The organism is Natronobacillus azotifigens, from assembly GCF_026805325.1.
Taxonomy (GTDB): domain Bacteria; phylum Bacillota; class Bacilli; order Bacillales; family Amphibacillaceae; genus Natronobacillus; species Natronobacillus azotifigens.
In genome coordinates this window covers 43,683-67,008 of the sequence record NZ_JAPRAT010000010.1, presented here as the reverse complement: position 1 = coordinate 67,008, position 23,326 = coordinate 43,683, and the positions used below count along the sequence as shown (strand labels likewise).

Here is a 23,326-nt window from a genome sequence, read left to right as displayed (position 1 = left end):
GAAAGCAACCATCAGACCCTACTGTTATACTAGAGAGTTTTTTGCATCTGTTTACTAGCATCTCCATAAAGCTAATTTTTTAAAAATCTTACCTTGTAAACGAAAGGGCCTGACCTTTAAGGTCAGACCCTCAAACTTATTATTCTTTAAACTCAGCTACTAAACCTTGAGTTGATGCCTTCGCATCTCCAAATAACATTCTCGTATTATCATTAAAGAATAGCGGGTTATCAATACCAGCAAAACCAGGATTTAAGGAACGTTTCATTACAATTACTGTTCTTGCTTTATCCACATCAATAACTGGCATACCATAGATCGGTGAGGTTTCATCGGTTCTTGCTGCTGGATTGACAACATCGTTGGCACCAATAACAATGACAACATCTACCATATCGATCGTTGGGTTTACATCATCCATTTCTTTTAGCTTTTCATAAGGTACATTAGCTTCTGCCAATAAAACATTCATATGTCCTGGCATACGACCAGCTACTGGATGTATGGCAAAGTTAACCTCCGTACCGTTTTGTTCCAATTGTTCAGCTAACTCTTGAACAGCATGTTGCGCTTGAGCAACAGCCATCCCATAGCCTGGTACAATTAGTACATTGCTAGCAGCTTCTAACATAATAAAGGTGTCTTCAACCGATACTGGGCTGGCTTCCCCTTGAAAACCAGGACCTGATTGAGTCTTACCTGAACCGAAACCACTAAATAGTACATTCGTTAATTTACGATTCATCGCTTTACACATAATAGTCGTTAAAATAATTCCACTTGATCCAACCAATGCTCCCGCGACGATCAAGACATTACTTGTAATAACAAATCCTGCTGCACAGGCCGCCATACCACTTAAAGAATTTAGTAGGGAAATAACTACCGGCATGTCCCCACCACCAATTGGAATAACAAAAGAAATTCCTAAAATACAGGATAAAACAATGATACTGATCAATAGAGCATAAGAATCTATGATCACCATTTCACGTAAAGGAGCAAAGATAACCGCACCACCAATCAATAGGAGGACAATTAACACATTTACAATCTGCTGTCCTGGATATTGAATCGGTTTGCTAGGTATTTTTTCTGACAACTTTCCCCATGCAATAATGGAACCAGTAAAAGTAACACCACCAATCAGAACAGTTACCGTAATGATAAGCAATGAGAAGACACTAACATCTAAAACTTCACCGGCTGATACATAACGTTGATATTCTGACCAACCAACAAGTAAACTTGCGGCACCACCAGTACCATTAAATAACGCAACCATTTCAGGCATTGCTGTCATGGCTACCATACGGGCAGCGATTGCACCTACAATAGAGCCCGCAATCATGCCTATAGCAACCCATTGCCACTCAAGTACTTCGTTACTCACAAGTGCTGCCACAATAGCGATAAGCATACCAATGGCAGAAACTAAATTACCTTTTCTTGCTAATTTTGCATTTCCTAGCATTTTCAAACCAAAGATAAATAGAATTGCTGCTATTATATATAATAAGTTAATAATGACTTCGTTAATCATGTTTGCCCTCCTTTTTGGCAGATGTAAACATGGATAACATACGATCGGTTACCATATAACCTCCGACAACATTGATGGTAGCAAAAAATACTGCCAAGGTTCCTAGTACAATCCTTGCCGTTTCGCCTCCTGCGACAAAAGTACCAGCAAGACTAAGGATAGCACCAACCACCGTAATCCCTGATATAGCGTTAGAGCCAGACATTAGTGGCGTATGTAATTGGGACGGAACTTTTGATATTAACTCAAAACCTAAAAACGAAGCTAAAATCAACACAAACACTAACATGATCTCCATTATTTACCTCCATAAATTTCTTTTAGTCTTTCATTAACTACTTGCCCATCTTTGACCACAAGGCAACCATTCATGATTTCATCCGATTGATCTAAATCTAATACCTTGGTCTCTTTGTTATAAAAATGGGTTATTAGATTGTATAAGTTACTAGAGTACATACCCGATGCATCAAAAGCCACTTCTCCAGGGAGGTTGTCGATACCAACTATTTGAACCCCTTCACTGGTAACGGTTTCATCTACAACAGTACCTTCCACATTCCCGCCAGAACCAGCAGCCAAATCAACAACAACGGAACCGTCTCTCATTTGTTTCAAGATATCTTTCGTTACAATCACAGGAGCCTTTCTAGCAAACAACTTAGCTGTTGTAATAACCAAATCCGCATTGGCACAACTTTTTGCCATCGCTTCTTGTTGAATTTTTAATTGTTCTTCCGTTAATGCTTTGGCATAGCCATCCTTTGTTTGTCCCGTTTCGCCTAAATCCACTTTGACAAATTTAGCACCAAGAGAGACGACTTGTTCTTCTACAACGGATCTTGTATCAAAAGCTTCAACCCTTGCACCCAGTCGTTTCGCTGTAGCAATGGCCTGTAAACCAGCTACGCCGGCACCAATAACAAATACCTTTGCAGGTGGAATAGTTCCAGCAGGTGTCATCATCATCGGGAAGATACGATCTAACTTTTGAGCACCCAAAACGACAGCCACATACCCTGCTAAAGATGCTTGCGAACTAAGTGCATCCATTTTTTGAGCCAATGTGGTTCTTGGGATCATCTCCATGCTTATCGCATTAACCCCCTGTTTCATTAATCCATTAACTACCTCTGTTTGATTATATGGATCTAGAAAACTAATACTCATCGATCCCTTTTTCATTTTACCGATATCATCAAGAGACGGGGAATTCACCCACAAAAATACATCTCCCGTAGACAATAATGATTCTCGAGATTCCAAAACGCTGGCACCAGCTTTTTCATAAGCTTCATTAGGTATCATTGCCGTTAGATTTTCTTCAACTGCAACTTCAATTCCTTCTAATTGAAGCAATTTTTTGATCGAATCCGGAACTAAAGCAACCCGTGATTCGTCCTTTTCTTTCAGTGCGACTATTTTCATTCTTCACGACTCCTTTCATTAAATTAGATTGATTTCATGCTAAATCTCAATAAATTATACCACTGATATTATCCTTTTCCAATAGAAAATTACTCATTTTACTGAATATTTATACAATTATGAATAGAGTGATCTTCCGATGATAACCCACTCAAAAACTTGCTATTAGAAAAAAACGAGAACTTCATCTCCTCCTCTTGCAAAAATAAGCTATAGAGAAACTAGACCATAGTCTCGGTGACAAGTGAATGCACAGACGGTTGTCTGGGATAGTGCAGTAGGGTTAGTGGGAATGAAAATACACATTCACAAAGTTCTTCTCACCTAAATCGTCATGACTAGTATATTCAACCTCATGTATGCTACATGGAATAAAAGCGCAGAGCGCCGATTAAAAACGTAGCAACTGCAGCGAATCAATGGAGATAAAGGAATCACGTTTTGCTTGCGAACCGATGATGACTTATCGCAGATTGCTTCGTGAAGTTGCCTAGTCTTTGGCGCTCGGAGCTGGACGAGGCTACATTACGTCTAGAAAAGTTATCCATAGATAGCAGGTTTTATAATTCCATAAACAACAAAAAAGTTTACCTAGCCAGAAGAGCCAGGTAAACTTTTTTTAGCTTGAATATTTTTATGTTATTATTATAGATTACCATCATGTCAAAGCCATCACGTGTCATCCTTTAGGCTAACAATCAATGGGGTATATTTAGCCCCATTGATTGAAGTTATACTTTAACCTATATGCATATAATGACGCGGTCTATACGAGTTTACTCTGATCCAAATAAACACGAATCAGATCAATATTATGATTGCGTCCAAACATCTTTTGACTTGTTTCAGCATCTAACTCATGTCCATCAAACGTTGTTTCATTTCCAGCGACATCAGACACGACCACTTTCTCTTGATCACTTAAGATGTACGTTACTGGAACAGTAAGTGTAGTAAATCCTAACGTATCTTTAGCTAGCTTAATCGATTCAGTTGCCTCTGGATTAAGTCGCTTCGCCAATGGCCATTGATGTTCTGAAGTTAAGAACTCCTTCTTCGATAAGAGTAAAGGATTAAATTGCATGCGACCATCTGTTACTTTCACACCTAGTTCACCAAAGCGTGACAGAATATCTTCTTTTACTTGGCCAGTCATCCCTGGTTGTTGTACACCAGCAAAGCTTGGTGTATGAGAGTATGCTTCTGTCGGGAAGGCACCATACTCTACAGGAGTTTTTTCTGCACCAATACCTGCTTTAATTTCATGATAGTAAGTCATGAGTGTTTTAGCATCTTCAGTCAAACCTTCTGCGCTGTACACAGCATTAAAGTTCTCTTCGGTTGCAAGAAGCAGTTTTGATACCATGTGCCAATACACACTGCCTAAACCTTCATACTTATAGAATGTACCGGAGCGACCAGTAAACGCATGGTGGTTAAATAGTTCGGTAAATAGATCTTCCACTACTTGAATATCCGCCTGATCATAACATCCTAAATCCAACAAAGCTGCTCTTATTTCTTCACCATTTCTAAATTTACCATTGAAATGGTAGCGTCCAAAAACGTCTTTTTCAATAATGCGTGTGTGATTATTGTTCAATTCTTCTTGTAAGATAACCGACGTTTTCACATCTGGTTCTGGAATGATATTTTTCTCTAAGAACTTCGGCAACTCACGGTTTGGATACAACATGTAACTGTTTTGATCTTCCCGATAGATCGCACTGTCTCTTAAGGAAGCCAACACGTCGAGCGCTTCATTTTTATCTAATGCTTTCGAGCTTAAGACAGCAACTTGCCCTTCTAACATTTCATAAAGATAGGATAGTTGACAGCTATCTCCATTAAAACGAATTAGGTTATACGCGTGATACAATCCGTCTTCTCGTTTATTCTTACCAATCGTATCTTTCAAGTGCTTCATCGATACATCAATGAACGATTGTAATGACGCAACGGATAATTCTACTTTTTCTCCACTAAAACCATCATCATAAACTGTTTGACGATATGCTTCCCCAATCTGACCCAATGCTTTTACGATCATATAACGTGTCTGATCAGAGATTGGTTGACCTAGATCTTGTTCATGTGCAGCTAGAACTTCTAGCGTTTTATCAAACATGCGTTTCACTTCAACTGAAATCTCAACTGTATCTGAGGTCATTTCTTGGACTAGTTGCCCCATATAAACTTGGAAACGGTGCATGTAGTACAGTGTAACCATAGATAAACCATTACCTACCAGTGCGTTATTCGCATCGTTCCATTCTGGACGCTGGGTATTCATCCAAATACCGCCTTCTGGTACATAATTCGAAAATTTTGAAAGTAGTGTGACTAAAAGTTTTTCCATCAGATTAACGTGATACACCGACTCACCTGAAAATATTAATTTTCCATCAGAGCCAAGTAAAGCCGTTCTTTCTTGGATGGTATTTTCTTTCTTATCGTCATAGAGAATACTATTTCTTGGGTCTTTAACTAAATCATTGAATCCTTTAATTCGATAAGGTACATTCGCATATGTGTAAATATTTTTTTCTAACAAGGTGTGTAGCTTTTCCGGGTTATATGCTTTCGATAACTCAAGTAACTTTAGAAGATAAATGATTTGATGGTCACCCCAGTAACCAATGTTTGACCAAGGATCATCTGGATCAAGGGTTTCCCAATCAATACCTTCTTTAGTGATGCGGTACGGGTTATAACCATCCGCTGTTGACGCATTAACGAATTTTGCGATAATACTTTCCGCGAAGGCAGGATACGAAACAGATAGAGCTTCCCAGTTCTGGAAGATATCACGCCAGTTCCCCTCATAATTCAAAGCTTTTGATCCATCTTCTTTTGTTACTTCAATATTAAACTTATTCCATGGACGACTTGGATCCCCATGTCGACGACTAAAGGTCAATGGTAAGTACTCGAACGCTAACCGTTCTAAATCAGGATTATTTCGATCTTTCGCTAAGGCTAATAGGTCATTATAATGCAGTGTTTCAGGTAAGTTCGTAATGAACGCTTGCTCATTTTTATAGACAGATTGATTCCAATGAGAGACAAACTCGGTAAAGTCTGATTTGTCGATCATATAGCCATCCGCATAAATACCACCGCGCATAATGTTGTACAATGTATTAGAGAAGTGACGATAACTTACTTTTTCATTTGCCGTATACTGATAACCATCCGCATTGAAGACAAGTTGTCTTAAGTTCTCTCCACCAAGTTCGACGTCTTGTTCCACCGCATCAATGATATTCGCATTTTCCATAAGTTCTTTTCTTAGTTCTTCCACACCGAAAGCGCTTTTGTTTATTTCAGCAACGATATGCCATTGCTTTTGTTCTTTACCACCCAAGTGTACTGTATCTGTTACATAGTAAGCACCACGACGACCTTTTACATCATGTTCCGTTTGAACGGGTGCATTTTGTGAGAATGCTTTAATTTGTTGTTCAGATAAGAGATATTGAGGGTTTTGAAGTCCTCGCGACCAGACAGTCGTTGCTTTAAGGGATTCACTTGGTTCCGCTCTATCCGTTAAGATTGAGCTCATTGTGAAGATACCCAAACCAACATCCTCATGTAATTCAGATCGTTTATACCCATCCACTAATGTACTTTGTGTTGATTGGTGAACTGTTGTCACACCGTATGGTAAAATGTTGCGAATCCCGTCCAACACTCGGACATCAACAGGATGATCTGTCGTATTCTCCAATGTTGATTCTTTAACAAAGCCATAAGCCTCACTAGTTTTTAAGGTATAGCTAAACCTTAATCCAAGATCATCATTCATTTCTTCAAAGATGATTTTGTCACCTGTCGTGTTTTTGTAAAGGTTTCGTGTGATCTGGTAAACATTGCTCAGCTGTTGGGAGAACGGCTTCCATAGATAGTCTTTCTCATCTTTCGTCACAATTAATGTCGTATCCGGTCCTGTAGTTTCAATGCTATCATGGATTTTATCATCCGTAGCATACGGAAATAATGCAGATTCCGCATTTTTTCGTCCAGCAGTTAATCCCCCCGTACTTGATACAAATAGCCAATGATCTGTATCGCTAACGACGGTCATAAAAAATGGTGTCATGTGATTGTAATTAGCCATTTTAAAATATGTTTCGTTGTTACGTTCAACCGTGTCTAACGAAACCGCTTTCGATTTTCGATATAAAAAACTGTCCCCTAAATATAAATCGCGTAAATTCTCCATATAATTTTCCTTTCTGTAATTAATTTCACTTGTTGTTATTACCCGAATATGGCGGAAAACAACCTAAATAGTACGATAAGTTCTGTCTGAATGATTAGAAATCGATATTTTTCCGTGATGATCAGCGAAAACGCTATTCCATTAGTAATAAGCCCCACCTTATTTTACCAATCGATACACCTAAATTAGCACCTTTATCTTATTGGCAAGATAACCGCTTTCGTAAACGGGTAATCAATTATAAGTCTCATTGTAAACGGTTTATTATGATAATACAACCCTTTTATTTTTGAAAATAACAGAAACTTTCGTAACAAATCTAAGCTTTTCTCCAAGGTAGCTTATTTCAGCTCAGAAAAAAACGCCTTTTCATACATAAGTCCTCTTTATGCCTAATGACTGTTGAACTATCCTCCACTTATCGACCTTCGCATTCCTTTAAGATGGGGGTTTTCTGGCCTATTTTAGATAAAATTGATAGTTACGTTTCCACTTTTTTGTCTCACCTGGACCTAAATGGATATTAATGAACACCTCAGGGCTAACAACATGTTCACGTCCCCACAAAGCCATCTTTGCTGGTTTAAAATCGGACTGTCCTCTCACCCCTGCTCCTACCTTTGTGTGATAAAGGTCCCAGTTATACTTCTCTTGACTCTCTTCCATATCAATGTGGGCATAGAAATCACCTTCTGGTACTACTGGCCACGTTAATTGTTTGTTTGACACTTTGATTGTACCTACTGTCACATTTAGATCGCGTAAAGCTGGCAATGTAAGTTTATAATTTTCATCTACCGTTTGGTTATTGATCCCGATAAAGTTATGGGAATATTCATTTGTTTTAAAAGAAACCTTACCTGTATTTTTCAGTGTATAAGCAATCACTAAATGGTTGTCATCAAGTGAAATTTTTTTCTCTAACTGATACCCGTAACCACTCGGACTTTCCGCAGTTGTGTCAAAGGTTATGGACTGCTCATTTAAATTTGACTTTACTTTACATTCAGCCGGTGTCACTTCGTAGTTAGAAAAGAAATCGTATGCTTCATCTGCTTTTTTAGTTAGTAGGCCGACACCAATTTTCGGAAACTGTTCACCGACACCCGCCTCCTCATAGCCTACTGGTGCATCAATTCCAAATTCATTACTTAACCCCCTACCACCTGTTCCCACACCCGCTTCTAAACGTTCGGGTACGCAGTAAGTGATTTCTCCATCTAACGTGACTTGAGTAATAAAACCAGTCCAATCAAATCGGGAACCACTATAATCATCACCAGGTGGTGCTATTTCAATCTTCAAACGATCATTCTCTAATACATACATAACTAATCCTCCCTTTCGTCAGCGTTTACATTTTTCCATCGAATAACGAAACACCCTCATTAAGATGAAAATGTATTTTTAAAATCAATCCTATAGTGCTGAACTATTTCTTCACGCGTGCACAGATTGATTTTTACCTAAAAACCCCATCGATATCTAATGTTTTACACGCAATATCCAGGAATGTCAACTCCTTAGTTGTGTAACGTTTTTGCTTTCCGATTTGTTTGGGGGATATCCAATGTAACCAATAATGCGTTCATTCCGTCTACCGGAACCGACTAGCAATCATGATACCTAATCATTGATCTTTGACTGTCATTCTGTCATTACGGAAAGAACGAAACCTTCTTTCAGCGTTTCTCCCATCTTGCATTTTTGTATTTACAGCTTCAGCTTGCTTCGTTTTATCCACTTTTCACCCGCCCTGCAAGATAAGTTTATATTTACACTTTATTCCATTCATTATCTGCAAGTTGGTTTACATAGTCTATCATTGGTTTTATATATTCTCTACTAGAATGATCATAAGATCTTGCAATGGCTTTACTCGTTCCATCTTCTACATCGGATTTATTGTTTTTGAATTCTAGTACTTTGCGATAAATATTCATTATCATTTTTTCGAACAAACCCATTTTTTCATAATTTAATCCACTTTGAAAATAAAACAATTCCATGTCCTTTCGTTCGTGTTCCGAAAAGTTATTTGTTTTTATTTTAGTAATAATCGCTTCATCATAAGGTGCTCCACCCGTTGCAAAAATAGCAACCTTTCCATCAACTACGTCCCATGCTTTCTTTTTAAACTCCTTTAATCCTTGTATGCGACCAGCATGTATGCCGGCACCATAAATAATCAGATCATATGTATTAGTATCAACATGATCGATTTGTTCAAGAGGGATGGTTTGACATGAAATTGTTTCCGAGATCCATTCTACATACTTTTTAGTGAAGCCAGTCTTTGTTTTGTATACAATTAGTATCGACTTCATATTTCTTCTCCTTTTATATTCGGTTTTGCTTCCATTATTTATGGAAATTATATCAATTGTATGCAAACTAGTAAATGGAATGATTGTAAAATGTTCATAGAAGATTAACTATGAATTGTGCTTTTTCTCATGCATAAGCACACAAAGCGAAGCAACCCTAATATTTTTCAAACAAAAGGATTGCCTCGCTTATGGTTCCTTCTAACATCTGTATACCTATTTAACTCATCATACTTTCATAATTACTACCTAGTCTTTTGACTTTCCCCATAACTCACTATGAATTTATCTTTGGTGTGAACTTAAGCATTCCGTTTTTTATTGATTATGTCAAAGGTAACAGCACCAAGTAACACCAACCCTTTGATGGCTTGTTGCCAATCAATACCTACTCCTAAAAGTGACATACCATTGTTCAACACACCCATGATTAGTGCGCCGATTACAGCACCAATAGCTGTTCCTATCCCACCTGTTAGTGAAGCACCACCAATAACCGCTGCTGCGATTGCATCTAATTCAAATAGATTACCAGCTTGTGGAGTAGCTGCGTTTAGACGACCAGCGAAAATTAATCCGGCAAGAGCAGCAAGCACACCCATATTTACATAAACCCAAAACTTAATTTTTCGTGATTTTACTCCTGATAACTGAGCAGCTTTCTCGTTTCCACCAACTGCATACACATGTCGCCCAGGGATTGTCTTTTGCATAAAGAAAGTATACCCAGCAATTAATGCAATCAGAATCAATAAGATATAGGGAATACCTGCGTATACTGCTAGGCGTTCTGTAAATAACGCAATTATAACAGAAATCACAATAACTTTTGTAAGGAAGAGAGGCCCAGATAGTCCTTTCTGATGAAATTTCTTTCTAGCTTTTCGAAGTCTAAATTCATTAAATACAAAAAGAACAATCGCTAATATACCAATGATGATCGCTGTTATGTTATACGTTTCTCCGTTGAAGAAGTCGGGCATATAACTAGAACTCATGAAACGAAATTCTCTCGGAAAAGGTGCTAATGTTCGGCCACTTAACACGACCATCGTTAATCCTCTAAATAACAACATTCCTGCTAACGTAACAATAAATGCTGGTACTCTCACATACGCTACCCAATACCCTTGCCAAGCACCTATCAAAGCACCAACAAGTAGCGAGATAATGATCGACGGAATGACAGGCATGTTCCACCGAATCATGAGGGTACCTGCAATCGCCCCGATAAAAGCAGCAACAGAACCAACAGATAAATCAATTTCACCAGTGATGATTACAAGAACCATACCTATTGCTAAGATGATGATATAGCTGTTTTGCATGATGATATTGGTGATATTAAGAGGGGTTAACAGAATTCCACTTGTTAAAATTTGAAAAATTAACACAATCCCAACAAGGGCAATAATCATACCAAATTTACGTATGTTTTGAGAAATCAGTTCTTTAAATTCCTTCATTTTGCTTCACTCCGATCGTCAGTCATATATGTCATTAGCTTCTCTTGATTCGCATCATCAACAGCAAAGTCAGCTGTGATTTTGCCGTTATTCAAGGTGTAAATCCGATCGCATGTCCCCAGTAATTCTGGTAATTCTGAAGAAATAACGATGATGCTTTTTCCAGACTCAGCTAAACGATTGATAATCTTATATATTTCGTTTTTTGCTCCTACATCAATACCACGGGTCGGCTCATCCAAAATTAATACATCAGGATCGGTAAACATCCATTTACCTAATACCACTTTTTGTTGGTTTCCACCACTTAAATTGATAACTTTTTGCTCAATACTCGGCGCTTTAATTCTTAATTTTTCCCGATAATCTTCGACAACGCTTACTTCTTTTCGCTGATTAATCGTCAATCCGTCTGCTACCTCTTTCAAATTAGCTAAAGTGACATTTTCTCTAATCGTATCATCTAGAACGAGCCCATATTCTTTTCGATTTTCCGATACATAAGCAAGACCATTTTCAATGGCTTTATCTACCGTCGACACATTAATTTCTTTTCCATCTTTCATCACTTTTCCAGATTGGAATTTTCCATAACTTTGTCCAAAAATGCTCATCATCAACTCGGTTCGTCCGGCCCCCATAAGTCCTGCAAGACCTAATACTTCTCCTTTTTTAACATAAAAATTGATCTTATTCGCAATTTTCTTGCCAGGAATTTGGGGATGATCTACGGTCCAGTCTTTGACTTCTAGTAACACATCGCCAATTTTCGGCTGTCTACTTGGATATAAGTTACTTAAACTCCTACCCACCATACTGCGAATAATCCGATCTTCCTCTAAATCCTCACCCTTTGTTAAGGTTTCAATTGTTTGCCCATCACGTAGAACGGTTACATGATCAGATACCTTTATTACTTCTTTTAACTTATGAGAGATTAAAATGGACGTAAGCCCGTTTTTCTTAAACTCTTGAAGCAATTGAAGCAAATTCTCACTTTCTGCTTCGTTTAATGCCGCTGTTGGTTCATCCAAAATCAATAATTTCACTTGTTTCGAAAGTGCCTTTGCAATTTCAACCAATTGTTGTTGTCCCACTCCAATATGTTGAACGAGCTCACTACTATTGACACGCATGCCTACTTTATTGATTAATTTGTCTGTTTCAATGGTTGTTTCTTCCCAGTTAATAATCCCTTTTTTCGCACGTTCATTACCAAGAAAAACGTTTTCTGCTACAGAAAGTTCAGGAATTAAAGCTAATTCTTGATGAATGATGACAATGCCTTTTGCTTCACTTTGGTTTATTTCTTGAAACATACAATTTTCGCCTTCAAACAAAATATCACCACGATACGTTCCATATGGATGAACACCACTCAAAATTTTCATCAATGTTGATTTCCCGGCACCATTTTCACCAACAAGTGAATGAATCTCTCCTTTTTCCACCTTAAAATTCACATTATCAAGTGCTTTAACACCCGGAAATTCTTTCGTTATGCTTTTCATTTCAAGAATAATATTGTTCAAGGTTAGCACCCCTTTTTTAAAAAAGAGGAGGGGTTTGGTTCCCTCCCCTTCTTTCATCATATTTTATAATTCATCTTCATCGTAGTAGCCAGAATCTATTAGTACTTCTTGATAATTGTCAATATCTACAGAAACAGGTTCTAATAGATAAGAAGGAACAACCTTAACATTATTGTCATACGTTTCTGTATCATTAACTTCTGGCTCTTCATCATTTAGCACACTATCCGCCATGTTAACCGCCTGCTCAGCTAAAGCGCGCGTATCTTTAAATACTGTTTGGGTTTGCTCCCCTGCAATAATGGAACGTACCGATGATCGTTCAGCATCTTGACCAGTTACGATCGGTAGGGGACGAGCATCTGTTCCATAGCCTACTGCCTGTAATGAAGATATAACACCTAAACTGATTCCATCAAATGGTGAGTAGACAACATCTAAAGTTTCATCGGAGTAATGAGCACTCAAAATATTATCCATTCGCTCTTGCGCTTCCGAACCGCTCCAACGTAGAGTCGCTGCTTGACTAAATTCTGTCTGCCCACTTCTTACCACGAGCTGACCGTTTTCGATATAAGGATCAAGTACTGACATTGCACCGTCCCAGAAGAAATATGCATTGTTATCATCAGGCGAGCCGGCAAATAACTCAATATTAAATGGACCTTCTCCATCAGCTAATCCTAATTGTTCTTCAATATACTCTCCTTGAATCACACCAACCCCAAAGTTATCGAATGTAGCATAGTAACTGACGTGATCATGATTCATAATCAAGCGGTCATAAGAAATAACAGGAATATTTAAATTTTCTGCTTGATCAAGTACATCCGTTAGCGCTTCTCCATCAATCGAAGCAATCACAAGGATATCTACCCCTCGTGTAATCATGTTTTCAATTTGTGATAATTGATTTTCTACAACATCCTCTGCGTATTGGAGATCTGTTTCATAGCCTAATTCTTCAAACATCTCTACCATATTATTCCCATCATCAACCCAACGCTCAGAAGATTGTGTTGGCATCGCGATCCCCACCGTTTGCGTTCCATCACCATCATCTCCACATGCCGCAACAAACAATAACGTTAAGAGTGTAACTGAAACTAGCACTAATTTTTTCATTACCTTCTCCTCCATTCAATTCTTTAATAGTCAAGCAGCAATTCTCTTGATATGTTTACTTTACCACTGATTTTAAGCGCTTTCATATGAATGGTTCTTGCTATTTTTGCGGTGTGCTAGACAAATTTGTGATCGCTGAAGCATTGCGCTAAATAGTGAAGTTTAAATCAGTGGGAATCTTACGTACAGTTGCTCGGGGACAAAATGGAAGGTGGACAAGTTGGTTACATAAATGTTGATGTAACAACTCTAAACACACCATAATACCTCAATAAGAAAACGAAAGAAAAATGTTCACTCACAAGACATTTTCCTTTCGCTTTTTTAGTTAAATCTAACCGGATATCTTTTATCTTCTTTATCTAGTAAAAATCAAACATAATCATGCAGTGTACATTCAGGTAATTGATACCAAGGATTGATCGTTTATGCGCAAACCTGTCTGTCTACGTTAATATGTTCCTCTTACGGACGGTTGCTCCGGGATAAATATTTGGAAGGAGGTGTGCCCGTTACTTTTTTAAACAGTCGACTAAAATAGTTCGGGTCGCTAAATCCCGCTTCATATGCAATCGCTTTTAATGGCAATTCGCCCTCTCTTAGTAACGTTTTTGCATAGGCTAAGCGTGTATCGCGTAAATAATCAACAAAGGATTGTCCTGTGCACTTCTTAAATGCTTTACTTAAATGATACAGACTTAAACCTACTTCGTTTGCTAATTGTTCTAGCGACAACCCTGGGTCTTTAAAGTGTTCATCAACATAACGTACAGCTTGTTCGACTGGTGATGCATTTTGATATTTTCTTTTTAACATGTGACACTGCTTGAGAAGAAAATCTTTCACTAACGTTTGTAAAGCTTCTCTATGTGTTACTAAATCCATTTCTTGTTGTAAGGGAAAAATGGAATCCTTGATACCAACGTGTGTCAACTGTTCCAATAAAATGGACAAATAACGCCGCATCTTTGGTAACTGATGATGTGTGAGCTGACTAAGTGTATGAACATAACGATCATAACAAGCGCTCAATTCATCAGCATTTGTATTTTCAAAGGCTTTAATTAGGTTCTTTTGACACGTATCGATGTCCTTTAAGGTTGTCTTGAGTCCACTTTTATAAACATTATAAGCGATATCTGGCCGATCAACTAAATCGTAATAACTCAGCAAAGCTTCCTCATAACTCTCTCGCAACTCACTAGCCGGTTTAACACGTCCCATACTAAATCGAATGACCGAGTCTTTTAAACACGCTTGCTTCATTAATTCTAACGCATCATCAGTGGTTTCTACATCAATCCATGCAATAGGAATGTGTGCACCGAAGACAGGACCAATAATCATTCGGTCATCATTTATGTTTGCCGTTAGTTCTTCTTCTGATGTCTTAGCACCAACAAGTGCGACCACAACATTCGTTGTAAATTCTTCCGGTGTATCACTAACGAGCGCTTCAATAAAAGCGGAACGAGCTGTTTGTTTTTTTACCTGTTTTTCCTCAGCCTGATCCAATTCGCGGGACTTTGTCACTTTATTGAAGGTGCTCATCACTTCCTTTTCCGCTGCTGGCTTCAATACATACGCCTTAACCCCGTATTCAATGGCTTGTTTTGCATAATCAAATGTATCGTGTGCAGTGAGCATAATAATATCAACGGATGGTTGATTATCTTTAATTTTTTTCGTCGCTTCTAACCCATCCATGACAGGCATACTAATATCCATAAAAATAACATCGACCATTGTATTTTCACAGAGATCACAGGCTTCTTCTCCGTTTTTCGCTTGAAGAAATGTTAATGATTGCGCTTGTATTTCATCTTTTCTCAACATTTTTTCAATCACTTGTCGTTCAATCGCTTCATCATCTACCAGCAATACCGTAAGTTTAGTCATCTTCTTCACCCTTTTTCGTATTCAATGGTAATGTAATTTTGATGCACGTTCCTTCCCCTTGATTAGAAACGATATCAAAAGTCATTTGATGATTATAGTGACGTAACCTTTCTAACACATTCATTAAGCCTAATCCGGTTGAGTGCCCTTTTGATTGATTGGTCGATTGTGTCGTATCTAATAGTCGATCACGCGTTTCTTTTGTCATGCCTACACCATTATCTTTGACTTGGATGCTTACCGATTCTTTATCACTTGTAATGGTTAATGTTATTACCCCCTCGCCTGCTAACGGTTCAATGCCGTGGATAAGTGCATTTTCTACTAACGGTTGCAAGGTAAGCGGGGGAATTTCTATCTTTAGGCATTGGTTTTCAACCGTATCATAAAAGTGAAAACGATCACCAAATCTTGCCGTTTGAATCGCAAAGTATTTACGAACTGATGACACTTCTTTATCAATGGTTGTAAGATGTTCCAACTCACCAATGTTGTGTCTCAATAATCCCGATAGTGCATGAATAAGTTTCTCTGTTTCTTTTGCATCTTCTAAGTATGCAGTCCGAGAGATTACATTAAGGGTGTTGAATAAGAAATGTGGTTGTATCTGATTTTGCAGAGATTTAATCTTCATTTCTCGCAACAGTTCTCGCAGACGTGCTTTTTCTTTCATTTCTTTAATTGCTTCAACAATGTTGTAGCGCATAACATTAAAACTATCCGCAAGGACTGATAACTCCGTCGTTTGCCCCCCATCTACATTGTCAATAGCATAATCCCCTTGTGCTAACGCTTCTGCCGAGGCCTTTAGTGCATCTAGTGGAACCGTAATCCGCCTACTTAATTGAATCGCAATAAACACAGCGCATACGATACAGACCATGGTTAGAACAAAAATAAATGTATCAAAACGTTCCAATCGCTGTTCTTCTAAATCCACAAGTCTTTGATAACGCGTTAGTGACTGATCCAACAATTTAAAAACTTCTTCTTCAATGTAACCCATGCGTCTTTGTGTTTCTCTAAACGTTTCCATATATTCATCTACTGGTGCATAGTCCACTTGACTCACCGTTTCTGTTGCCAAACGAATAAAATGGGAGACATATTGTTTCAAAGGCAAAACATCGACCTGATCAGCTGTTTGTTTATCAAAGATAATGATAGCGTTTTCAAATTGTTGGAGAGCCATTCCTACTTTTCTTTGTTTTTCTTCTGAGCGCTCTTCTAAACTATCTTCTAACGTATTAAAGATCTGCTGTGTAGTTTGATTAATTGTATTTAGTCTACCTATTTCTTGCGTTTGAGCTTGTTGCAGCTCCATCGTATATTGATAGGAACGATTTTGCAAAAAGATCACCATCAATGTGAAAAACAGTGTGATTAAAAAATAGAATAATAATTGTTTTTTTACACTCAACCTTCTCATGATGACCCATCCTTCACAAGCTGACTATTCGTATGGATCACATCAGGCACAGATTCACCCTGAATAATCTTTTCAATTATTTCCATACTCTTCATCCCCATTTGATGTGGCTCCTGGCTGGCCAATGTCTGCACTTTCCCTTGTTTTAACAATTGAAGATTCTCTTCCAATGTATCGAAACCGACCACATAAATATCCTCTCGCCCCAGTACATCAATCGCTTCTGTAATACCTAAGACGTCAAGCGCACTAATTCCGAGCATCACATTAATTTCCGGATGATTGATCATCATTTGGTATGCTTTTTCTCTCGCGTTGACCCGCTTAATACCAGAAGAAGCTACATCCACAATAGAAGCATCGCCTGCTTGATCGATGACCTCTTTAAATCCCTCTAGTCTCAGTTGATGATGATAATTCGTATATGTTCCTGTAATGATCCCCGCATGTACGTCATCAACATGAGCTAGTACATCTTCAGCGATAGCTTCCCCCGCTAATAAGTTATCAGTGCCTACATAACTCACCCGTTGACTCATCGGTTGATCACTGTCAACGGTAATGACTGGAATATCAAGAGAAATAGCTTCATCAATCAATGGAATAAAGGCTTCCGTCAAACTTTGCACAATAATACCATCTGGTTGAACATCAATCACTCGTCTTAAGATACTCAGTTGTTCATCGGGATCAGAATCTCTGGGCCCTTTGTACTGTAGATAAAGTTCATTTTCTTGGGCATAGTCTTTTGCAGCGTCTCTGACAATGTTCCAATAAAGATGATCTTCCACTTCTCCAATCATGATAATATGGGGACGCCCATTTAACATTTCTGGTTTTTTTTCCTCTTCAATTCTTTGCTGAAGAGTTAATATATCTTTCATTAAATAACCCATATAAACGATTAATACGCAGACGACAAGCAAGACAACACCAGTTAATCCATTTCTTCTCATCATAAACACCCGCTTCCTATTTCCATCATATCATATGGTACTCGACTTCCTAATATGTTCGTGTCGTTAAAAATAAGAAAGAAAATTAGTTTGATAGAACAAACTGCTATAAAGTGAAACTTCAATCAGTGGGGGTTTTTTAGTTATTCCCCCACTGATTGTTAGCCCTAAAGGATGACCTAAAGGTCTTTGAACCATTCGAGGTGCTAGCGTCCGTTACTCCCACTTAAACAACTTGATATTCTCGTTGTTTTGAAGTGAGAGTCTTACAGACGGTTGCTCCGGGATAAATAATCTGGCGATGTGTAATTATTAAACTATCTTACCATTTTCCCTTTTATGGGCGGGGATAAATAGAATGTATTCTATGCAATTTCCTATCATGTAACCACAAGAATGGAGCGACTTTATCATGTATGCTTATACGCAAAGTGAGTATATCATCACAATGACTGAGTTAAACATTATTGTCAATAGTATAGTCATTAGTAAAAATACATTATTTCTATTGGCTTATTTTGGCATATAAGCTATACTTTTTATAATTAAGGGACGTTTTTGTGAGGGGTTTCAGATTAGGGGAGGAAATTAAATGAATAAAATAGAAGCGAACAAACATGCATGGGGGTTATTATCAGAAGATCATTACAACCACTTTAAAACTAAGCTCTCTGAAAATAGTTATGAATTTAACCCTATTGTAAAAAAAGAAATCGGTGATATTAGCGGAAAAAAAGTGCTACACTTGCAATGCAACACCGGTGCTGACACGATTATGTTAGCAAAAATGGGAGCAACTGTCACAGGGGTAGATTTAGTTCCTGGCAATGTTCATTTTGCCAAAGAATTGGCCAAAGATTTAGGTGTGACCAATGTAGATTTCAGTATATGAAAGAATACGATCGTTGTACTCCAGGAGTGGGGGGAACAAAGAAGGATGAAAATAATCTTTGTTATTACCCAGAATTTGAAGGTAAGTTACCTTTAGTATTTAGTTTAAAAGCAACCCCTAGATAAAGGAAAACGAACAGGCAATGGGGGTTTTCGTTATCCCCCACTGATTGTTAGCTGAACCATTCAGGATGCTATTATCCACTCCTCCCACTTAAACAACTTTGATTTTCGACCTGCTTTGAAGTGAGAATTTTGCGAACGGTTGATTCAGGATTAAAGAAAAAACCATTAGATGAAAATCTCTAATGGTTTTTTCGTAATAAATAGAATTTAAAATTATCATTAATTCTATAGCAATCACTCTCTAATAATCTAGAAGTTCAGACTTATAGATCCTTGAGCTTTCTCCCCATGGATGATAACCCATTCCATTGTAAGTAAACCCATATTTTTCGTAATACCCAATGTGCTCAGTACAAAGATACAAATAAGGAAAACCTCCCTTACTAGTATCCTCTTTTGCTTTTTGGAGTAGTAATGATCCGTAATGGTTCCCACGATATTTTTCTTCTATAAACAGTGCACATATCCATGGATATAAATCCATTCTACTAATAAAATCATTTGTAATTAGACCTGCACATCCAATAGTGTTCCCTTCATCACTCAATAGTAAGTACCATTGCGGTAAAGGACTTTTTGCATCAATGCTACTTGAAATACAATCTTCATAAACCATCATTGAACTTTCACTTGCCCACTTTTTCTGAAAATATTGTATCGCCCGCTGCTTAAAATCAGGATTTTCCCTCACCGAAATAATCTTCATTGTACAATCACCTTTCTAAAGATTTTTTTCATTCGTCTATCACTCTCATTGATTCTCTTTAAAAAAATACTTTTCATTCAATTTCACAAAATAGATACAGAGTTTGCTCAATTATATCCATTAGAAAAAGGGCAAAACTTCCTTCCCTCCATCTTTCTGTGTATTGGCAGGTGATTGAAACAAGTCCGCATTATTTCTATCCTTGTTTTCCTTACTTTCTGTACTATTGATCCAATCCATTACTAATTGAGCTAATTCTGGAGCCCTCCATACAAATACACAGTGGCTATCATCCAGCCAAATCAGTTTCTTGTCAGTTTCTAGTTTCTGATAGTATGCGTTAACATACTCTGTTTCGTAGTACCGGTCGTGCTTAGCCGCCATTACTAACGTTGGTGAGCATGGTTGTTCATTTATTGGGCTGTCTTTTGCTATAAGAAGCCATAACAGCGTGTATACAACTTCTAAAGGGAAATCAAATATTCCGGGGTATTCCTTCATCATATTCCGATACCAATTGTTCTCTTTTTCTGCGTTATAACCATTATACTTAGGAATTTTGAATTTCAAACGATATTTAGGAAAAAACTTTGCTGCAATTTTCATAATGGGAAAAACTAATTTAAGTAAAGTACTATTTCCGATCATCGCTAGGTTTCCATGATTTGCAACCCCTAACTGACTATACGATTGAAAATATGGTAGATCTTTGTCTGATGCCAACGCTTGTCCAATGATTCCACCAGTACCAGTTCCGCCGTATAAATGGATCGAATCAGAATAATTCTCCTTTATATATTCAGCAACACTTTTCATTGCTGCTTTGATGTTATTATACGTAAAACGAGCATTTGAGCTATTTCCGATTCCCGGTAAATCAACTGCAAACACATTAAACCCATTATCAAATAGCGGTTGGTAATTCTGGATAGCTACGCCATATTCAACAGAACCGATAGGAGTCATTAGAAAAATTACATTAGGAGCTTTATCATGATTAATCAAACATCTCACAAAAACTCCATTGTCGTCTCCTACAAATTCATTATAAACTTTCATATGTTTCATCTCCTCTTTATTTCAATAATTTCAAAACAAGAACTTTAAGCTCATCTCCTACTTCCTCAATCGAGAATGGAAATTGATCCATTATTACACGGTCAAATAGTTCATGTAACGTTACAATCAGATAATTCGCCATAAATTGTGAATCGTGAATAGAAAGCGTTCCTTCAAGGCGACCTCTCTCAAGCCAAAGTGAAAAAGGTGTAATCCATTTTTTCATATACTTATCTTCCAGACGTTTCATTCCTAAAAATCCATGGAATTTAACATTATGCATTATTTTTAATATTGCAAGGTGCTTCTTAACAAACAATACGATATAGTCAATGATTTCACAGATTTCATCGTCACTATAACCTTTCCGTACAATTTCTTTCATCCATCGGTCTGCGTACGCAAATTTTTCATCTACGAATTCCCAAACAAGCGCTTCTTTCGATTCAAAATATAAGTAAAATGTTCCCTTTGCAATACCAGTACGTTGAACAATATCTTTAATTGTTACTTTGCTAACACTTTTCTCCGCAAACAATTGTTCAGCCGCCTGTAAGATGTTGCTATAGGTTTCTTCACCTTTTTTTGTTTTCACTGGCCTCAGACCTCCAAAAATATTCATTCTATTTACTTATTTTTATGACCGCAGTTCATAAAGTGAAATTTCAATCAGTGGGAAGCTTTAGGTATTCCCCCACTGATTGTTAGCCCTAAAGGACCTTGAACCATTCGGGGTGCTAGCATCCGTTACTCCCACTTATACAACTTGGTATTCTCCTTGTTTTGAAGTGGTAGGCTTACAAACGGTTGCTCCGGGATAAATTAATTCTAACAGCTGCTTATTCTATTTTACATGGTCAATTACTCAAATTTGGTCAGTTTTAACTATTGCTTCCTAGCACTTTTAAACCACTCTTGGGAAGACAAAAGGAATTATGATCACCCACACAGTCGTTCATACTTTACCGTACTGAGATATAGAAATTTTTGGTTTACCTATTGTTATATATGTCACAACGTGATATACTCGCGTTATGATATATCATGACGTAAGATATAGAGGGGGTAGGTTATGACCGAAAAGACTGATAAAGTGATCAAAAAATACGTGCCCATGTCCGAAACAGCTTTTTATATTTTATTAAGCCTGTTCAAACAACCGCAGCACGGATATGGAATCGTGAAGTATGTGGAGGATATAACATCGGGGAGATTAAAGCTTGGTTCAGGTACGGTCTACGGGACGATTACAAAAATGCTAAAAGATCATTTAATCGTTGTTTATGCTAATGAAGAACGAAAAAAAATCTATGAGATAACAGAGCTAGGTGAACTGGTTATTCAACAAGAAATGACACGACTTGAAGAGTTGTATACAAATGCCGTAGCACACAGGGAGGATAAAAAATGAACAAAAAGTTTTGGAAACCGTTTTGGAGCTTTCACATCCAGAGGACAGAGCATTGGATTGAAGAGATGGCTAAAAAGGGCTACACGCTTTCCCGTTTTCAACCAAAATTCAGTCGTTTTACATTTATAAAGGAAACACCTTCTCATCAAATATTTTCTATATCTTTTGATCCTAGCATTCAACATCCTTTACCCAAAGCACTTCAGCTTGACGGTTGGGAAGTGGTGAACAAAAAAAGAAAATGGGCAGTATATGGTAATGTCAAACAAAAGGAAGATGTGAAAACGTCCATCGTTCGAGATAATCTTGAATCAAGAAATAAAAAAATCGAAATATTTTGGTGGATTTATTTCATCTACATTGCATTTTCTGTTACTTCGCAAGCTATGTTATTGTTGCCTCTCTATTTTAGTAGTGATCCAGTTACTGTTACCCGTGTCGAGAGCCCGTTGTGGATCCTCACGTACATCATGTTTGCCTGTCAGATTGCTGTGACAATGATAGGAGTCTATTCTCTCCTTACACTAAAAAAAGAATCACGACGTTTATCAGAGGAGAGTAAACAATCTCAGTTCTTGATTGATTCTACTAGCGAATCAGGTCGATCAAGAGAAAGATGCAACAAGTTTAAATTCGGCTGGACGTTTGCTCCAGACAAACTTGAAACGTGGCTGGAGGATAAAGAACGTTCAGGTTGGCATCTTACCCACATTTATAAAAGAGGATTTACGTTTCAGTTTGTAAGATCTGAAAAGAAGTTGTACGCATACAGCGTCCATTTTGATGGGCGAGTAGATAGTAACGCTCACTCTTTTCACAGTGAAACAGGATGGGAGAGAGTATTTGTCTCAGAGGGTTCTTGGCAACAATGGTCGATCTGGCGGCAAGCCTATTCAGAAGAATCAGAAAAACCTGAGCTCAATATCGATCCTGAAAGTAAGCAACGAGCAGCGATGCGTGTGGCAAGATTTCATACGTTGATGTATACACCTCTTTTACTTTTATTCGGTTATGCCTTCTTTTCCTTTATGCTTCCCAATGTGTTGGAAGAAGGATATTTTTCTATATCAGGAATCGAACAGTTCAACACAACGGTTTATCCTCTCGTCATGTTCATATTTTTAATTTATGTTCTGCGAGCTTGGGCTTATTATTTTAGGGTAAGAAAGAAATAGAAGTGGATTGAGTAGCAATTCATCTTGT

The 23,326-nt window shown here is 37.7% G+C and carries 18 protein-coding genes; 3 read left to right on the top strand and 15 right to left on the bottom strand.

Going from position 1 to position 23,326, the window contains the following annotated elements; genetic code table 11:
• Positions 1-139 precede the first annotated feature (139 nt).
• The 12 genes from OWO01_RS06890 to OWO01_RS06835 all read right to left on the bottom strand — a co-directional run bounded on the left by OWO01_RS06890 (position 140) and on the right by OWO01_RS06835 (position 17,933).
• Positions 140-1,543, bottom strand: coding sequence for an NAD(P)(+) transhydrogenase (Re/Si-specific) subunit beta (locus OWO01_RS06890; RefSeq protein WP_268779703.1), 1,404 nt, complete (start codon positions 1,541-1,543; stop codon positions 140-142).
• A complete protein-coding gene (locus OWO01_RS06885) occupies positions 1,536-1,841 on the bottom strand; it encodes an NAD(P) transhydrogenase subunit alpha part 2 (protein ID WP_268779702.1) in 306 nt (101 codons plus the stop codon). Before OWO01_RS06885 ends, OWO01_RS06890 begins: the two co-directional genes overlap by 8 nt.
• Entirely contained in the window at positions 1,841-2,971 is a 1,131-nt protein-coding gene (locus OWO01_RS06880; RefSeq protein ID WP_268779701.1) for an NAD(P) transhydrogenase subunit alpha, read from the bottom strand. The genes OWO01_RS06885 and OWO01_RS06880 overlap by 1 nt, the downstream gene beginning before the upstream one ends.
• A 766-nt stretch (positions 2,972-3,737) precedes the next feature.
• On the bottom strand, positions 3,738-7,196 hold the full coding sequence (locus OWO01_RS06875) for a hypothetical protein (RefSeq protein WP_268779700.1): 3,459 nt from the start codon (positions 7,194-7,196) through the stop codon (positions 3,738-3,740).
• A 459-nt stretch (positions 7,197-7,655) separates the two neighbouring features.
• Positions 7,656-8,525 (bottom strand): hypothetical protein, encoded by an 870-nt coding sequence (locus OWO01_RS06870; RefSeq protein WP_268779699.1) that lies wholly within the window; start codon positions 8,523-8,525, stop codon positions 7,656-7,658.
• A 446-nt stretch (positions 8,526-8,971) separates the two neighbouring features.
• Complete coding sequence (locus tag OWO01_RS06865; RefSeq protein WP_268779698.1) at positions 8,972-9,523, bottom strand: flavodoxin domain-containing protein; 552 nt, start codon at positions 9,521-9,523, stop codon at positions 8,972-8,974.
• 302 nt (positions 9,524-9,825) lie between these two features.
• A complete protein-coding gene (mmsB, locus tag OWO01_RS06860) occupies positions 9,826-10,989 on the bottom strand; it encodes a multiple monosaccharide ABC transporter permease (RefSeq protein WP_268779697.1) in 1,164 nt (387 codons plus the stop codon).
• Positions 10,986-12,521, bottom strand: a complete 1,536-nt coding sequence (mmsA, locus tag OWO01_RS06855) for a multiple monosaccharide ABC transporter ATP-binding protein (protein ID WP_268779696.1) — start codon at positions 12,519-12,521, stop codon at positions 10,986-10,988. Before mmsA ends, mmsB begins: the two co-directional genes overlap by 4 nt.
• 63 nt (positions 12,522-12,584) lie before the next feature.
• Positions 12,585-13,646, bottom strand: a complete 1,062-nt coding sequence (chvE, locus tag OWO01_RS06850; protein ID WP_268779695.1) for a multiple monosaccharide ABC transporter substrate-binding protein — start codon at positions 13,644-13,646, stop codon at positions 12,585-12,587.
• Between the two features lie 465 nt (positions 13,647-14,111).
• Positions 14,112-15,545: a response regulator transcription factor gene (locus OWO01_RS06845; RefSeq protein ID WP_268779694.1), complete on the bottom strand. Its 1,434-nt coding sequence runs from the start codon at positions 15,543-15,545 to the stop codon at positions 14,112-14,114.
• Positions 15,538-16,974 (bottom strand): sensor histidine kinase, encoded by a 1,437-nt coding sequence (locus OWO01_RS06840; RefSeq protein ID WP_268779693.1) that lies wholly within the window; start codon positions 16,972-16,974, stop codon positions 15,538-15,540. Before OWO01_RS06840 ends, OWO01_RS06845 begins: the two co-directional genes overlap by 8 nt.
• A complete protein-coding gene (locus tag OWO01_RS06835) occupies positions 16,971-17,933 on the bottom strand; it encodes a substrate-binding domain-containing protein (RefSeq protein WP_268779692.1) in 963 nt (320 codons plus the stop codon). Before OWO01_RS06835 ends, OWO01_RS06840 begins: the two co-directional genes overlap by 4 nt.
• A gap of 589 nt (positions 17,934-18,522) precedes the next feature.
• Between OWO01_RS06835 and OWO01_RS06830 the strand changes: the two genes are divergently transcribed.
• Positions 18,523-18,822, top strand: coding sequence for a class I SAM-dependent methyltransferase (locus OWO01_RS06830; RefSeq protein ID WP_268779691.1), 300 nt, complete (start codon positions 18,523-18,525; stop codon positions 18,820-18,822).
• 366 nt (positions 18,823-19,188) lie between these two features.
• Here the strand turns inward: OWO01_RS06830 and OWO01_RS06825 are convergent, their stop codons facing one another.
• The 3 genes from OWO01_RS06825 to OWO01_RS06815 all read right to left on the bottom strand — a co-directional run bounded on the left by OWO01_RS06825 (position 19,189) and on the right by OWO01_RS06815 (position 21,307).
• Positions 19,189-19,653, bottom strand: coding sequence for a GNAT family N-acetyltransferase (locus tag OWO01_RS06825; RefSeq protein WP_268779690.1), 465 nt, complete (start codon positions 19,651-19,653; stop codon positions 19,189-19,191).
• A 120-nt stretch (positions 19,654-19,773) separates the two neighbouring features.
• The gene (locus OWO01_RS06820; RefSeq protein ID WP_268779689.1) at positions 19,774-20,712 is read right to left on the bottom strand and encodes an alpha/beta fold hydrolase; all 939 of its coding nucleotides are present in this window, start codon (positions 20,710-20,712) and stop codon (positions 19,774-19,776) included.
• Between the two features lie 16 nt (positions 20,713-20,728).
• Positions 20,729-21,307, bottom strand: coding sequence for a TetR/AcrR family transcriptional regulator (locus OWO01_RS06815; protein WP_268779688.1), 579 nt, complete (start codon positions 21,305-21,307; stop codon positions 20,729-20,731).
• Positions 21,308-21,784: 477 nt separating this feature from the next.
• On the opposite strand from OWO01_RS06815, the gene OWO01_RS06810 reads away from it, so the two are divergent.
• Positions 21,785-22,123 carry a PadR family transcriptional regulator gene (locus OWO01_RS06810; RefSeq protein WP_268779687.1) on the top strand — a complete coding sequence of 113 codons (339 nt, stop codon included), beginning with the start codon at positions 21,785-21,787 and terminating at the stop codon, positions 22,121-22,123.
• Positions 22,120-23,298, top strand: coding sequence for a DUF2812 domain-containing protein (locus tag OWO01_RS06805; protein WP_268779686.1), 1,179 nt, complete (start codon positions 22,120-22,122; stop codon positions 23,296-23,298). The genes OWO01_RS06810 and OWO01_RS06805 overlap by 4 nt, the downstream gene beginning before the upstream one ends.
• The last annotated feature ends 28 nt before the right edge of the window (positions 23,299-23,326 follow it).